Below are 12127 nucleotides of genomic sequence, written 5' to 3'. Positions count from 1 at the left end.
AATTTCGACTAAGTCAATTATTATTTGTTGTACAACTCTACGATTAATTGTTCTTTAATGTTTTCTGGAATTTGTAATCTTGCAGGTACAGAAACGAAAGTTCCTTCTTTAAGATCTTGATTCCAAGTAATCCATTCATAAACATGACTTGAATTTGATAAAGAACGTTCGATAGCTTCTAAAGATTTAGATTTTTCACGAACTGCAACTTTATCACCAGGCTTAAGGTGGTAAGAAGGAATATTTACAACTTCACCATTTACAGTAATGTGTCTGTGAGAAACTAATTGTCTTGCACCTCTACGAGATGGAGCAATTCCCATTCTAAAAACAACATTATCTAATCTTGCTTCACATAATTGTAAAAGAACTTCACCAGTAACACCTTTAGTAGCTGATGCTTTTTTGAATAAACCTCTGAATTGTTTTTCTAAAATTCCATAAGAATATTTAGCTTTTTGCTTTTCCATTAACTGAACAGCGTACTCAGATTTTTTACCTCTTTTTTTAGCCATCCCGTGTTGTCCAGGAGGGTAATTTCTTTTTTCGAAAGATTTATCATCTCCGAAGATTGCTTCGCCAAATTTACGAGCAATTCTAGTTTTAGGACCAGTATATCTTGCCATTTCTAAAAATTAAATTTAAGGTAGAGATTATGAATTCAGGTCATATCCTTCGATAATCGTTTATTCTACCTTGTTATACTTGAATAAATTATTATACTCTACGTCTCTTTGGAGGACGACATCCGTTGTGTGGCATTGGAGTAACATCGATAATCTCTGTAACTTCAATTCCACCGTTATGAATAGAACGGATAGCAGACTCACGTCCGTTTCCTGGTCCTTTTACATAAACCTTAACTTTTTTAAGTCCTGCCTCAAGAGCTACTTTACTACAATCTTCTGCTGCCATTTGAGCTGCGTACGGAGTGTTCTTTTTAGAACCTCTGAAACCCATTTTACCAGCTGAAGACCAAGAAATAACTTCACCTTTCTTGTTTGTCAAAGAAATAATGATGTTGTTGAAAGTGGCAGAAATATGAGCTTCACCCGTTGATTCAACGATAACTTTACGTTTTTTTGCAGTTGCTTTAGCCATATTACTTATTATTTAGTTGCTTTTTTCTTGTTAGCAACAGTTTTTCTTTTACCTTTTCTTGTTCTAGAGTTGTTTTTAGTTCTTTGTCCTCTTAACGGAAGACCAGATCTATGACGGATACCTCTGTAACATCCAATATCCATTAAACGTTTGATGTTCAAAGAAACTTCAGAACGCAATTCTCCTTCAATTTTGTAAAATCCAACTGCATCACGAATTGCTCCGATCTCGTCATCATTCCAATCTTGAACTTTTTTGTCTTGGCTAACTTGAGCTTTTTCTAAAATCTCAATTGCTCTACTTCTTCCTAATCCAAAGATATAGGTAAGTGCTATAACACCTCTTTTATTTTTTGGGATATCTACCCCTGCTATTCTTGCCATAATTATCCTTGTCTTTGTTTAAATCTAGGATTCTTTTTGTTTATTACGTACAATCTCCCTTTTCTACGCACAATGATGCACTCGGGACTTCTCTTTTTTACTGATGCTCTAACTTTCATAGTGAATATCCTTTAATATCGATAAGTAATTCTTGCTTTTGACAAGTCATAAGGGCTCATTTCTAGTTTCACTTTATCACCAGGTAATAATTTGATGTAATGCATACGCATTTTTCCAGAAATATGAGCTATTACAATATGTCCATTTTCTAACTCTACACGGAACATTGCATTGGACAATGCCTCAATGATTGATCCGTCTTGTTCTATTGCTGATTGTTTTGCCATAAATATATTAAGCTACTGCTTTTCTATTTTTACCAGTCTTCATTAAACCATCATAATGCTTATTTAACAAGTATGAATTGATTTGTTGAATAGTATCTATTGCAACTCCAACCATAATTATTAATGAGGTACCTCCAAAAAACATTGCCCAAGATTGTTGTACATCCATAATACTTACAACAATGGCTGGGAACACAGCAATCAAAGCAAGGAATAAAGATCCTGGGAAAGTTATTAAAGACATCACTTTATCTAAAAAGTCAGAAGTTTCAGCTCCTGGACGAACGCCCGGAATAAAACCACCACTTCTTTTTAAATCATCGGCCATCTTGTTAGTAGGAACAGTGATTGCAGTATAAAAGAATGTAAATACAATAATTAAAGTTGCAAAAACAAAATTATACCAAAAACCGAACATATCACTAAATGTACCAACAATAGATTGTGATGCATCTGATTTAGACAATCCAGCTACAGCAGCAGGAATAAACATAATTGCCTGAGCAAAAATGATTGGCATTACCCCAGAAGCGTTAAGCTTAAGCGGAATCCATTGTCTATTACCACCTGCTAAATCTTGCTCGTAATCTCCAGTTGTTGTACGACGAGCGTACTGTACTGGAATTCTACGTACTGCCATTGTAAGCAATACACAAGCAATGATAACTAATAACCATACAATAATTTCAATAACCAATAACATCGGTCCACCGTTGTTATTCGTAACTCTGGTTGTAAATTCTTGTATAAAAGCTTGCGGTAAACGAGCTAAGATACCAACCATAATCAATAATGAAATTCCATTTCCAATACCTTTATCTGTAATTTTTTCTCCAAGCCACATAGCAAAAATAGTACCTGAGACTAAGATAATAACAGAAGAAAATAAAAACTCTGGAGAGTTAAACCCTAGCAAAAATGCATTGCTTGGTAATGTTCTGTATAAATTGTAGATATAAGTTGGACCTTGAACCAATGTAATAGCAATAGTCAACCAACGTGTAATTTGATTAATCTTTTTTCTACCACTCTCTCCATCATTTTGAAGTTTTTGCAAATAAGGAATCGCAATTCCCATTAACTGAACAACAATAGATGCAGAAATGTAAGGCATGATACCTAAAGCAAAAACTGAAGCTTTAGAGAAAGCACCTCCGGTGAACATGTCTAGAATAGACCCTAAACCTTTTTCTGTTTGTCCCGCTAAACCAGTCAATTGAGTTGCATCAATTCCAGGAAGCGTAACGTGTGCTCCAAAACGATATACTAATAACAAACCTAATGTAATTAGGATTCTGTTTTTCAGTTCTTCGATTTTCCAAACATTACTTATTGATTCAATAAATTTCTTCATACAATAGAAAAATTATATTGTTACAGCCTCTCCACCAGCAGCTTCGATAGCAGCTTTTGCAGTAGCAGTAAATTTGTGAGCAGTTACTTTTAATTTTGCTTTCAATTCTCCTCTACCTAAAATCTTAACGATTTCGTTTTTGGTAGCTAGACGGTTTGCTACGAAATCTGTCATAGAAACAGAATCAGTAATCACACCATTGTCTACTAATAATTGAAGCGTATCTAAATTAACACCTTCGTATTCTTTACGGTTGATGTTTGTGAAACCAAACTTAGGCACACGTCTTTGAAGTGGCATTTGCCCTCCTTCAAAACCAATCTTTTTAGAATAACCAGAACGAGATTTTGCTCCTTTGTGACCTCTTGCAGAAGTACCACCTTTTCCAGAACCTTCTCCTCTACCTAATCTTTTATTTTGATTGTGTGTTGACCCTTCAGCTGGTTGTAAGTTACTTAAATTCATAACAGTATTTGTTATTTAGCTTCTTCGACAGAAACTAAGTGTTTAACTTTGTTTATCATCCCAAGGATAGCAGGGTTTGAATCATGCTCTACAACTTGTCCCATTTTACGTAGACCCAAAGCTTCTAAACCTCTCTTTTGAGAAAGAGGGCAGTTGATTTTGCTTCGAACTTGTTTTACTAATAATTTAGCCATAATTTCCTTGAATTAACCTTTAAAAACTTTTTCTAAAGAAACACCTCTTTGTTTTGCAACAGTGTAAGCGCTTCTCATTTGTAATAAAGCATCAAAAGTCGCTTTTACTACGTTATGAGGATTTGATGATCCTTGAGATTTAGATAATACATCGTGAATACCTACTGATTCAAGAACTGAACGAACAGCTCCACCAGCAATAACTCCTGTACCATGAGACGCAGGAATTAAGAATACACGTGCACCACCAAATTTACCTTTTTGTTCGTGAGGAACTGATTGTCCATTCAAAGGAATTTTTACTAAATTTTTCTTAGCATCTTCTACTGCTTTCGCAATTGCTTCAGAAACATCTTTAGATTTTCCTAATCCATGACCAACAACTCCGTTTTCATCACCTACAACTACAATAGCAGAAAAACCGAAAGCTCTACCACCTTTTGTAACTTTAGTAACACGATTAACACTTACCAGACGATCTTTAAGTTCAAGACCACTTGGTTTTACCAATTCTACATTTTTGTATTTAGACATAATATATTAGAATTTAAGTCCAGCCGCTCTTGCGCCTTCTGCTAATGATTTAATACGACCGTGATACAAATATCCACCTCTATCAAAAGTGATGGTATCAATCCCAGCTTTTAACGCTTTTTCAGCAACTAGTTTTCCAACTGCAGCCGCTACTTCAACGTTAGTACCTTTTCCTATTTCTTTTTCTCTTGAAGATGCAGCTAATAAAGTAACTCCGTTTACGTCATCAATAAGTTGAGCGTAAATTTCTTTGTTACTTCTAAACACAGATAATCTTGGATTAGTAGCAGTACCACTAATAGATTTTCTAATTCTGAATCTAATTCTCTGTCTTCTATCAGATTTTGTTAATGACATAATCTTATTTTTTAAGCTGATTTACCTGCTTTTCTTCTTAATACTTCACCCACAAATTTAACACCTTTTCCTTTGTACGGCTCAGGCTTACGGAAACCTCTGATTTTCGCAGCAACCTGACCTAAAAGTTGTTTGTCAAATGATGTTAATTTTACGATAGGGTTTTTTCCTTTTTCAGATACTGTTTCTACTACTACTTCTGGAGCAACTTCTAAAACAATATTGTGAGAATATCCAAGAGCTAAATCTAACTTTTGACCTTGGTTTGAAGCTCTATAACCAACTCCAACTAATTCAAGTTCTTTTGTAAAACCTTCAGATACACCAACAATCATGTTACTGATTAATGATCTGTACAATCCGTGTTTTGCTCTTTGGTCTTTATGATCAGATGATCTTTCAACTAATGCTTGATCACCTTCAACTGTTACAGTTACGTCCGAAAACTCCTGAGTTAGTTGACCTTTTTTTCCTTTTACTGTAATGATACCGTCTTTAACTTCTACAGTTACGCCAGCAGGGATTACAATTGGGCTTTTACCTATTCTTGACATCTTATTTAGTCTTTAAAATTAGTATACGTAACAAATTACTTCACCACCTACATGTAATTGTTTTGCTTGTTTTCCAGTCATAAGACCTTTTGAAGTCGAAACAATAGCAATTCCTAATCCGTTAAGGATTCTAGGTAATTTATCAGCACCTGCATATTTACGTAAACCAGGTTTACTAATTCTTTGGATATCTTTAATTACAGGCTCTTTAGTATCTTTATCATACTTCAAAGCGATTTTGATTGAACCCTGAACAGAGTTGTCCTCAAATTTGTAACTCAAGATATAACCTTGATCAAATAAGATCTTAGTTATTTCTTTTTTTAGATTAGAAGCTGGAATTTCAACAACTTTGTGGTTTGCAGCCACAGCGTTACGAACTCTAGTCAAATAATCTGCAATAGGATCTGTATACATATGTATTTGATTGCGATTATGGTTTTCGGGAGACACTCGTCTCCCGAACCTTTAATCAATTAAAATTATTTTCTGGTTTGCAAAAGTAATAACTTATTGCGAGATTACCAAGAAGCTTTTTTTACACCTGGAATTAATCCATTATTAGCCATTTCACGGAAAGTTACACGTGAAATACCGAATTGACGAATATATCCTCTTGGACGACCTGTTAATTTACAACGATTGTGCAAACGAACTGGTGAAGCATTTTTTGGTAATTTTTGTAAACCTTCAAAATCTCCAGCTTCTTTCAAAGCTTTTCTTTTCTCAGCATACTTAGCTACCGTTTTTTCTCTCTTCACCTCACGGGCTTTCATTGATTCTTTAGCCATATCTTAATTCTTTTTAAAAGGTAAACCTAATTCAGCCAATAATGACTTTGCTTCTTTGTCTGTTTGAGCAGTAGTAACGAAAGTAATATCCATTCCTGAGATTTTGTTTACTTTGTCAATATCAATTTCTGGGAAAATGATTTGCTCCAAAACTCCAAGATTGTAATTACCTCTTCCGTCAAATCCAGTAGCTTTAATACCACTAAAATCTCTAACACGTGGTAAAGCAGAAGTAATAAGTCTATCTAAAAACTCATACATTCTTTCTCCACGCAAAGTAACTTTTGCTCCAATAGGCATCCCTTTTCTCAATTTGAAAGACGCAACGTCTTTCTTAGAGATTGTAGATACTGCTTTTTGTCCAGTGATCTTTGTTAACTCATCAACTGCATAGTCAATAAGTTTTTTATCAGATACAGCTGCACCAACTCCACGGCTCAAAACGATTTTTTCAAGTTTTGGAACTTGCATCACGTTTGTATATCCGAATTCCTCTTTAAGAGCAGCAATTACTCTGCTCTTATATTCTTCTTTTAGTCTAGGTGTATATGCCATTACTATAGTACTTGATTAGATTTTTTTGAAAATCTTACTTTCTTATCTCCTTCTACTCTAATACCAACTCTAGTTGTTTCCTTAGTTTTAGGATCAATTAGTGAAATGTTAGATATTTGTATAGAAGCTTCTTTCTTAACGATACCACCTTGAGGGTTTTTTGCACTTGGTTTTGTATGTTTCGAAACCATGTTTACACCTTCAACTATCGCTTTATTTTTCTCACGGTAAACACGTAATACTTTACCTTCAGCACCTTTATGGTCTCCAGCAATAACTCTTACGATGTCTCCTGATTTTATTTTTAGCTTTATCATCTTAAAACGAATTAAAGCACTTCTGGTGCTAATGATACAATTTTCATGAATTGTTTTTCACGAAGTTCTCTTGCTACCGGACCAAAAACACGAGTTCCTCTCATTTCCCCTGCTGCGTTCAAAAGAACACAAGCATTGTCATCGAAACGGATATAAGAACCATCAGCTCTTCTCACTTCTTTTTTGGTACGTACAACAACTGCAGTTGAAACAGCTCCTTTTTTAACGTTACCGTTAGGAGTTGCATCTTTAATAGATACTACAATCTTGTCACCAACAGAGGCATACCTTCTTTTGGTACCTCCTAAAACACGGATAGTTAAAACTTCTTTTGCTCCCGTGTTATCTGCTACTTTTAGTCTTGATTCCTGTTGTACCATAATTATTTAGCTCTTTCTAAGATTTCAACTAATCTCCAACATTTTGTTTTACTTAAAGGACGCGTTTCGCTAATTCTTACAGTATCTCCAATGTTACAGTCGTTTGTTTCGTCGTGTGCAACATATTTCTTAGTTTTCAACACGAACTTACCGTATAATGGGTGTTTTACTTTTCTTACTTCAGCAATAACAATAGACTTGTCCATTTTATTTGAAGTAACAACACCAATTCTTTCTTTTCTTAAATTTCTTTTTTCTTCCATCTTTCAGCAGAATACAATTATTGTAACTCTCTTTTAGTTAGCTCTGTAGCCAATCTTGCAACTGTTCTTCTTACACTTCTAATTTGAAGTGGATTCTCAATTGGCGAGATAGCGTGAGCCATTTTTAGGTCAGCATATATCTTCTTAGTTTGACTAAGCTTTTCTTGCAACTCCGCTGCAGAAAGATCTTTTATTTCTGATTGTTTCATAATATAAATTTAATTATGCTTCGAAATCTCTAGCAACGACGAATTTAGTTTTTACTGGAAGCTTTTGAGCTGCAAGACGTAACGCCTCTTTTGCAACTGATAAAGGAACTCCTCCAACTTCAAACATAATTCTTCCGGGTTTAACAACGGCAGCCCAATATTCAACGGCACCTTTACCTTTACCCATACGTACCTCAAGAGGCTTCTTAGTAATTGGTTTGTCTGGAAATATTTTGATCCATAATTGTCCCTCTCTCTTCATGAAACGAGTTGCAGCAATACGCGCAGCTTCGATTTGACGAGAAGTTAAGAACATTCCATCTTCATGTACAGATTTAATACCAAACATTCCATTAGAAAGTTCATGCCCTCTTTGAGAGTTACCTTTCATTTTACCTTTTTGTACCTTACGGTATTTTGTTCTTTTAGGCTGTAACATTTTTCTTTAGTTTAAAAATTTACTTTCGTTTACGAGCGTCTGGTTTACCACCTTTATTAAAAGGTTTTCTGTCTCCTCTTGGAGAATCTCCACCTTTACCACCACCAGTTCCAGATTGTTTTTTATCCATTCCTGCAAGTGGAGAAAGATCTCTCTTTCCATAAACTTCACCTTTCATGATCCATACTTTGATACCCATTCTACCATAAGTAGTATGAGCTTCAGCCAAAGCATAATCAATATCAGCTCTGAAAGTTGATAGAGGAATTCTACCTTCTTTGAAACCTTCTGAACGCGCCATCTCAGCACCATTCAAACGACCAGAAATCAAAACTTTGATACCCTCAGCGTTCATACGCATAGAAGCAGCAATAGCCATTTTGATTGCACGTCTGTAAGAAATACGGCTTTCGATTTGACGAGCGATGCTTGTCGCCACAAGATAAGCATCTAACTCAGGTCTTTTAATTTCAAAGATGTTGATTTGAACCTCTTTGTCAGTAACTTTCTTAAGTTCTTCTTTTAACTTGTCTACCTCTTGTCCGCCTTTTCCGATAATGATACCAGGTCTTGCAGTAGTGATAGTAACGGTTACAAGTTTCAAAGTTCTCTCGATGATTACTTTTGATACACTAGCTTTTGATAAACGAGCGTGGATATACTTTCTGATTTTGTGATCTTCGGCAAGTTTATCACCGTAATCATTTCCACCATACCAGTTTGAGTCCCACCCTCTGATGATACCAAGTCTATTTCCAATTGGATTTGTCTTTTGTCCCATGCTGCTTAAGAATTGCTTTGTGTGTTATTGATAGCTCCAAGCACGATTGTTACGTGATTAGAACGTTTTCTTATTCTGTGTGCGCGACCTTGTGGAGCTGGACGAAGTCTTTTCAACATCATTCCACCATCTACTCTGATCTCTTTAACAAATAATCCAGCTTCTTCTAAATTACCTTCACTATTTTTTTGCTCCCAGTTATTGATTGCAGATAATAATAGTTTTTCTAATTTTCTTGAAGCTTCTTTAGAACTGAATCTTAAGATGTTAAGTGCTCTCTCTACCTTCTGACCTCTTACCAAGTCCGCTACTAAGCGCATTTTTCTAGGTGAAGTAGGGCAGTTATTCAATTTTGCGAAAGCAATAGACTTATTAGCCTCTTTTCTCGCATCTGCTGTTTCTCTTTTACGAACTCCCATTGCTTCTTATTTTTTACCTTTATTTTTTGCTCCAGCATGACCTCTAAAAGATCTAGTTGGTGAAAATTCTCCTAATTTGTGACCTACCATGTTTTCTGTTACGTAAACTGGTACAAATTGACGACCGTTATGAACTGCGATAGTTTGTCCAACGAAATCTGGAGTAATCATAGAAGCTCTAGACCAAGTCTTTACTACACTATTTTTACCACTTTCTACGTTTTCCTGAACTTTCTTGTCTAACTTATAATGAACGAAAGGTCCTTTTTTTAATGAACGTGCCATATCTTATTATTTCTTTCTACGTTCTACGATATACTTGTTACTCGGGTTTTTCTTAGAACGAGTTCTATAACCTTTTGCTGGTATTCCATTTCTTGAACGTGGATGTCCACCAGAAGAACGTCCTTCTCCACCACCCATTGGGTGATCAACAGGGTTCATTGCAACAGGTCTTGTTCTAGGTCTTCTTCCTAACCATCTTGTTCTACCAGCTTTTCCTGATACAACTAATTGGTGGTCTGAATTAGAAACAGCTCCAATTGTAGCCGAACAAGTTAACAAGATTAATCTTGTTTCACCAGATGGCATTTTAATTGTAGCATATTTTCCGTCTCTTGCCATTAATTGAGCAAATGTACCAGCTGAACGAGCAATTACTGCTCCTTGACCTGGACGTAACTCAATACAAGAGATTACAGTTCCTAAAGGAATTCTGCTTAAAGGTAATGTGTTACCAATTTCAGGTTGAGATTCTGGACCAGAAACTAATTTCTGACCAACTTTCAATCCGTTTTGAGCGATAACATAAGTTTTCTCACCATCAGCATAAGCTAATAATGCGATAAATGCAGTACGATTTGGATCATACTCAATTGATTTCACTGTAGCTGGAATTCCTTCTTTTGTACGTTTGAAATCAATAATACGATATCTCTGCTTGTGACCACCACCCGTATAACGCATGGTCATCTTTCCTTGACTATTTCTACCTCCAGAGTTTTTTATCGGCGCTATCAAAGAGCGTTCCGGCTTATCAGTTGTAATGGCGTCATAACCATTCACAACTCTAAATCGCTGACCTGGGGTAATAGGTTTTAATTTTCTTACTGACATTTTATCTTAGATATTGTTGTAAAAATCAATTGTTTCTCCTTCTTGTACTTGTACAATTGCTTTTTTGATAGCATTTGTCTTTCCACTGATCAAACCACTTTTAGTGTATTTTGTAGTTCTATCCGGTCTTACGTTCATCGTGTTAACTGAAACGATAGTTACTCCATAAGCAGCTTCGATAGCTTTCTTAATCTGAACTTTGTTTGCTTTTTTGTCAACAACGAATCCGAAGCGGTTTAAAACTTCACTTTCTTTGGTTACTTTTTCTGTTACTATAGGTCTAATTATGATACTCATATTCCTATTATTTGCTTAAATTTTCTTCAATTAACTCCAAAGAACCTTCTAAAAGCACTAAATTATTAGTGTTTAATATAGCGTAAGTGCTTAATTCTGAGCTAGTTACGACATTAGAAGACTTTAAATTACGTGACGACAAATATACATTTTTATTCGCTTCACCCAATACAAATAGAGATTTTTTATTTTCTAACCCTAAAGCTTTCAAAACGTTAATGAAATTTTTAGTGTTTGGAGCTTCAAATCCAAAGTCTTCAAGAACGATAATATTCGCCTCTTTTGCTTTGATTGAGAAAGCTGATTTTCTCGCCAATCTTTTCAAGGCTTTATTCAATTTAAATGAATAACTTCTTGGTCTTGGTCCAAAAATAGTTCCACCACCTTTAAACAATGGATTTTTGATACTTCCCGCACGAGCTGTACCAGTTCCTTTTTGTTTTTTAATCTTACGTGTACTTCCTGTCACTTCAGCTCTTTCTTTAGCTTTGTGAGTTCCTTGTCTTTGATTAGCAAGATATTGCTTAACATCAAGGTATACAGCGTGATTGTTTGGTTCAATTGCGAATACTGAATCAGAAAGTTGAACTTTTCTTCCAGTATCTTTTCCGTTGAAATCTAATACTTTTACTTCCATTACTTCTGAATGATTACATAAGAGTTTTTATGTCCAGGAACACATCCTTTAATAACAAGCAGGTTCTTTTCAGCCACTACTTTTAAAACTCTAAGGTTTTGAACTTTTACATTGTCTCCTCCCATTCTTCCAGCCATACGCATTCCTTTGAATACTCTTGATGGATAAGAAGAAGCTCCTACAGAACCTGGCGCTCTTAAACGGTTGTGTTGACCGTGAGTTGCTTGTCCAACACCACCAAATCCGTGACGTTTAACAACCCCTTGAAAACCTTTACCTTTAGATACACCTTGTACATCTACAAATTCTCCTTCAGCAAAAATAGAAACATCAATAAGATCTCCTAATTTTTGTTCAGTTGCAAAATCTTGAAATTCAACGACTTTTTTCTTAGCAACAGTTCCAGCTTTCTTAAAGTGACCTAAAGCCGCTTTAGTGGAATGTTTCTCGTTTTTGTCATCGAAACCAAGTTGCAACGCTTCGTACCCGTCAACACCTTTGGTTCTGACTTGGGTAACAACGCATGGTCCAGCTTCGATTACTGTACAAGGAATATTTTTCCCGTTTTCGTCGAAAATACTAGTCATGCCGATTTTTTTACCAATTAACCCAGACATAAATATTAATTATTGAT

Annotated in this window: 26 protein-coding genes; all 26 read right to left on the bottom strand. The window is 35.4% G+C overall.

Going from position 1 to position 12127, the window contains the following annotated elements:
* Positions 1-20: 20 nt before the first annotated feature.
* Positions 21-626: a 30S ribosomal protein S4 gene (gene rpsD, locus GON26_RS08795; protein WP_160374442.1), complete on the bottom strand. Its 606-nt coding sequence runs from the start codon at positions 624-626 to the stop codon at positions 21-23.
* Between the two features lie 91 nt (positions 627-717).
* Complete coding sequence (gene rpsK / locus GON26_RS08790; RefSeq protein WP_007803677.1) at positions 718-1101, bottom strand: 30S ribosomal protein S11; 384 nt, start codon at positions 1099-1101, stop codon at positions 718-720.
* 8 nt (positions 1102-1109) lie between these two features.
* Positions 1110-1484 (bottom strand): 30S ribosomal protein S13, encoded by a 375-nt coding sequence (rpsM, locus tag GON26_RS08785; protein ID WP_031456033.1) that lies wholly within the window; start codon positions 1482-1484, stop codon positions 1110-1112.
* Between the two features lie 2 nt (positions 1485-1486).
* Positions 1487-1603, bottom strand: coding sequence for a type B 50S ribosomal protein L36 (gene ykgO / locus GON26_RS08780; RefSeq protein WP_072945378.1), 117 nt, complete (start codon positions 1601-1603; stop codon positions 1487-1489).
* A gap of 12 nt (positions 1604-1615) precedes the next feature.
* Positions 1616-1831 (bottom strand): translation initiation factor IF-1, encoded by a 216-nt coding sequence (gene infA / locus GON26_RS08775; RefSeq protein WP_007136545.1) that lies wholly within the window; start codon positions 1829-1831, stop codon positions 1616-1618.
* A 7-nt stretch (positions 1832-1838) separates the two neighbouring features.
* The gene (secY, locus tag GON26_RS08770) at positions 1839-3185 is read right to left on the bottom strand and encodes a preprotein translocase subunit SecY (RefSeq protein WP_160374441.1); all 1347 of its coding nucleotides are present in this window, start codon (positions 3183-3185) and stop codon (positions 1839-1841) included.
* Positions 3186-3197: 12 nt separating this feature from the next.
* Positions 3198-3650 (bottom strand): 50S ribosomal protein L15, encoded by a 453-nt coding sequence (rplO, locus tag GON26_RS08765; protein ID WP_017495009.1) that lies wholly within the window; start codon positions 3648-3650, stop codon positions 3198-3200.
* An 11-nt stretch (positions 3651-3661) separates the two neighbouring features.
* Positions 3662-3844: a 50S ribosomal protein L30 gene (gene rpmD / locus GON26_RS08760; RefSeq protein WP_017495010.1), complete on the bottom strand. Its 183-nt coding sequence runs from the start codon at positions 3842-3844 to the stop codon at positions 3662-3664.
* Between the two features lie 12 nt (positions 3845-3856).
* Positions 3857-4381, bottom strand: a complete 525-nt coding sequence (rpsE, locus tag GON26_RS08755; RefSeq protein ID WP_085950271.1) for a 30S ribosomal protein S5 — start codon at positions 4379-4381, stop codon at positions 3857-3859.
* A 3-nt stretch (positions 4382-4384) separates the two neighbouring features.
* Positions 4385-4735, bottom strand: a complete 351-nt coding sequence (gene rplR / locus GON26_RS08750) for a 50S ribosomal protein L18 (protein ID WP_072960630.1) — start codon at positions 4733-4735, stop codon at positions 4385-4387.
* Between the two features lie 11 nt (positions 4736-4746).
* Positions 4747-5289, bottom strand: coding sequence for a 50S ribosomal protein L6 (rplF, locus tag GON26_RS08745; protein ID WP_160374440.1), 543 nt, complete (start codon positions 5287-5289; stop codon positions 4747-4749).
* Positions 5290-5307: 18 nt separating this feature from the next.
* Positions 5308-5706, bottom strand: coding sequence for a 30S ribosomal protein S8 (rpsH, locus tag GON26_RS08740; RefSeq protein WP_160374439.1), 399 nt, complete (start codon positions 5704-5706; stop codon positions 5308-5310).
* Positions 5707-5810: 104 nt separating this feature from the next.
* A complete protein-coding gene (rpsN, locus tag GON26_RS08735) occupies positions 5811-6080 on the bottom strand; it encodes a 30S ribosomal protein S14 (protein ID WP_007803655.1) in 270 nt (89 codons plus the stop codon).
* 3 nt (positions 6081-6083) lie between these two features.
* Entirely contained in the window at positions 6084-6635 is a 552-nt protein-coding gene (gene rplE, locus GON26_RS08730; RefSeq protein WP_047774308.1) for a 50S ribosomal protein L5, read from the bottom strand.
* A 2-nt stretch (positions 6636-6637) separates the two neighbouring features.
* Positions 6638-6952: a 50S ribosomal protein L24 gene (gene rplX, locus GON26_RS08725; RefSeq protein WP_007803650.1), complete on the bottom strand. Its 315-nt coding sequence runs from the start codon at positions 6950-6952 to the stop codon at positions 6638-6640.
* Between the two features lie 11 nt (positions 6953-6963).
* Positions 6964-7332, bottom strand: a complete 369-nt coding sequence (gene rplN, locus GON26_RS08720) for a 50S ribosomal protein L14 (RefSeq protein ID WP_007803649.1) — start codon at positions 7330-7332, stop codon at positions 6964-6966.
* Positions 7333-7334: 2 nt separating this feature from the next.
* Complete coding sequence (gene rpsQ, locus GON26_RS08715) at positions 7335-7595, bottom strand: 30S ribosomal protein S17 (RefSeq protein WP_007803646.1); 261 nt, start codon at positions 7593-7595, stop codon at positions 7335-7337.
* A 17-nt stretch (positions 7596-7612) separates the two neighbouring features.
* On the bottom strand, positions 7613-7804 hold the full coding sequence (gene rpmC, locus GON26_RS08710; protein ID WP_007803639.1) for a 50S ribosomal protein L29: 192 nt from the start codon (positions 7802-7804) through the stop codon (positions 7613-7615).
* Positions 7805-7817: 13 nt separating this feature from the next.
* Complete coding sequence (rplP, locus tag GON26_RS08705) at positions 7818-8243, bottom strand: 50S ribosomal protein L16 (RefSeq protein ID WP_007803637.1); 426 nt, start codon at positions 8241-8243, stop codon at positions 7818-7820.
* A gap of 19 nt (positions 8244-8262) precedes the next feature.
* Positions 8263-9024 carry a 30S ribosomal protein S3 gene (gene rpsC / locus GON26_RS08700; protein ID WP_007803635.1) on the bottom strand — a complete coding sequence of 254 codons (762 nt, stop codon included), beginning with the start codon at positions 9022-9024 and terminating at the stop codon, positions 8263-8265.
* A 5-nt stretch (positions 9025-9029) separates the two neighbouring features.
* Entirely contained in the window at positions 9030-9443 is a 414-nt protein-coding gene (gene rplV, locus GON26_RS08695) for a 50S ribosomal protein L22 (RefSeq protein WP_007803631.1), read from the bottom strand.
* 6 nt (positions 9444-9449) lie between these two features.
* Complete coding sequence (rpsS, locus tag GON26_RS08690) at positions 9450-9728, bottom strand: 30S ribosomal protein S19 (RefSeq protein WP_012022488.1); 279 nt, start codon at positions 9726-9728, stop codon at positions 9450-9452.
* A gap of 6 nt (positions 9729-9734) precedes the next feature.
* Positions 9735-10559, bottom strand: coding sequence for a 50S ribosomal protein L2 (gene rplB / locus GON26_RS08685; protein WP_059114053.1), 825 nt, complete (start codon positions 10557-10559; stop codon positions 9735-9737).
* A gap of 6 nt (positions 10560-10565) precedes the next feature.
* Positions 10566-10856 (bottom strand): 50S ribosomal protein L23, encoded by a 291-nt coding sequence (rplW, locus tag GON26_RS08680; RefSeq protein ID WP_007803621.1) that lies wholly within the window; start codon positions 10854-10856, stop codon positions 10566-10568.
* Between the two features lie 7 nt (positions 10857-10863).
* A complete protein-coding gene (gene rplD, locus GON26_RS08675; RefSeq protein WP_160374438.1) occupies positions 10864-11493 on the bottom strand; it encodes a 50S ribosomal protein L4 in 630 nt (209 codons plus the stop codon).
* A complete protein-coding gene (gene rplC / locus GON26_RS08670) occupies positions 11493-12110 on the bottom strand; it encodes a 50S ribosomal protein L3 (RefSeq protein ID WP_007803612.1) in 618 nt (205 codons plus the stop codon). The genes rplD and rplC overlap by 1 nt, the downstream gene beginning before the upstream one ends.
* Between the last annotated feature and the right edge of the window lie 17 nt (positions 12111-12127).

The sequence above is a fragment of the Flavobacterium hydrocarbonoxydans genome, from assembly GCF_009789235.1.
Lineage (GTDB): Bacteria > Bacteroidota > Bacteroidia > Flavobacteriales > Flavobacteriaceae > Flavobacterium > Flavobacterium hydrocarbonoxydans.
This window is presented reverse-complemented; position numbering and strand designations above follow the sequence as displayed.

What these genes read in the sequence shown, in the direction of transcription:
- rpsD (WP_160374442.1), bottom strand. Translation starts at nt 626, where the DNA reads ATGGCAAGATATACTGGTCCTAAAACTAGAATTGCTCGTAAATTTGGC.
- rplC (WP_007803612.1), bottom strand. Translation starts at nt 12,110, where the DNA reads ATGTCTGGGTTAATTGGTAAAAAAATCGGCATGACTAGTATTTTCGAC.
- rplE (WP_047774308.1), bottom strand. Translation starts at nt 6,635, where the DNA reads ATGGCATATACACCTAGACTAAAAGAAGAATATAAGAGCAGAGTAATT.
- rpmD (WP_017495010.1), bottom strand. Translation starts at nt 3,844, where the DNA reads ATGGCTAAATTATTAGTAAAACAAGTTCGAAGCAAAATCAACTGCCCT.
- rpsQ (WP_007803646.1), bottom strand. Translation starts at nt 7,595, where the DNA reads ATGGAAGAAAAAAGAAATTTAAGAAAAGAAAGAATTGGTGTTGTTACT.
- rplV (WP_007803631.1), bottom strand. Translation starts at nt 9,443, where the DNA reads ATGGGAGTTCGTAAAAGAGAAACAGCAGATGCGAGAAAAGAGGCTAAT.
- rpsM (WP_031456033.1), bottom strand. Translation starts at nt 1,484, where the DNA reads ATGGCAAGAATAGCAGGGGTAGATATCCCAAAAAATAAAAGAGGTGTT.
- rpsN (WP_007803655.1), bottom strand. Translation starts at nt 6,080, where the DNA reads ATGGCTAAAGAATCAATGAAAGCCCGTGAGGTGAAGAGAGAAAAAACG.
- rplW (WP_007803621.1), bottom strand. Translation starts at nt 10,856, where the DNA reads ATGAGTATCATAATTAGACCTATAGTAACAGAAAAAGTAACCAAAGAA.
- rplD (WP_160374438.1), bottom strand. Translation starts at nt 11,493, where the DNA reads ATGGAAGTAAAAGTATTAGATTTCAACGGAAAAGATACTGGAAGAAAA.
- rplR (WP_072960630.1), bottom strand. Translation starts at nt 4,735, where the DNA reads ATGTCATTAACAAAATCTGATAGAAGACAGAGAATTAGATTCAGAATT.
- ykgO (WP_072945378.1), bottom strand. Translation starts at nt 1,603, where the DNA reads ATGAAAGTTAGAGCATCAGTAAAAAAGAGAAGTCCCGAGTGCATCATT.
- rpsS (WP_012022488.1), bottom strand. Translation starts at nt 9,728, where the DNA reads ATGGCACGTTCATTAAAAAAAGGACCTTTCGTTCATTATAAGTTAGAC.
- rplX (WP_007803650.1), bottom strand. Translation starts at nt 6,952, where the DNA reads ATGATAAAGCTAAAAATAAAATCAGGAGACATCGTAAGAGTTATTGCT.
- secY (WP_160374441.1), bottom strand. Translation starts at nt 3,185, where the DNA reads ATGAAGAAATTTATTGAATCAATAAGTAATGTTTGGAAAATCGAAGAA.
- rplF (WP_160374440.1), bottom strand. Translation starts at nt 5,289, where the DNA reads ATGTCAAGAATAGGTAAAAGCCCAATTGTAATCCCTGCTGGCGTAACT.
- rpmC (WP_007803639.1), bottom strand. Translation starts at nt 7,804, where the DNA reads ATGAAACAATCAGAAATAAAAGATCTTTCTGCAGCGGAGTTGCAAGAA.
- infA (WP_007136545.1), bottom strand. Translation starts at nt 1,831, where the DNA reads ATGGCAAAACAATCAGCAATAGAACAAGACGGATCAATCATTGAGGCA.
- rplO (WP_017495009.1), bottom strand. Translation starts at nt 3,650, where the DNA reads ATGAATTTAAGTAACTTACAACCAGCTGAAGGGTCAACACACAATCAA.
- rplP (WP_007803637.1), bottom strand. Translation starts at nt 8,243, where the DNA reads ATGTTACAGCCTAAAAGAACAAAATACCGTAAGGTACAAAAAGGTAAA.
- rplN (WP_007803649.1), bottom strand. Translation starts at nt 7,332, where the DNA reads ATGGTACAACAGGAATCAAGACTAAAAGTAGCAGATAACACGGGAGCA.
- rpsH (WP_160374439.1), bottom strand. Translation starts at nt 5,706, where the DNA reads ATGTATACAGATCCTATTGCAGATTATTTGACTAGAGTTCGTAACGCT.
- rpsC (WP_007803635.1), bottom strand. Translation starts at nt 9,024, where the DNA reads ATGGGACAAAAGACAAATCCAATTGGAAATAGACTTGGTATCATCAGA.
- rpsK (WP_007803677.1), bottom strand. Translation starts at nt 1,101, where the DNA reads ATGGCTAAAGCAACTGCAAAAAAACGTAAAGTTATCGTTGAATCAACG.
- rplB (WP_059114053.1), bottom strand. Translation starts at nt 10,559, where the DNA reads ATGTCAGTAAGAAAATTAAAACCTATTACCCCAGGTCAGCGATTTAGA.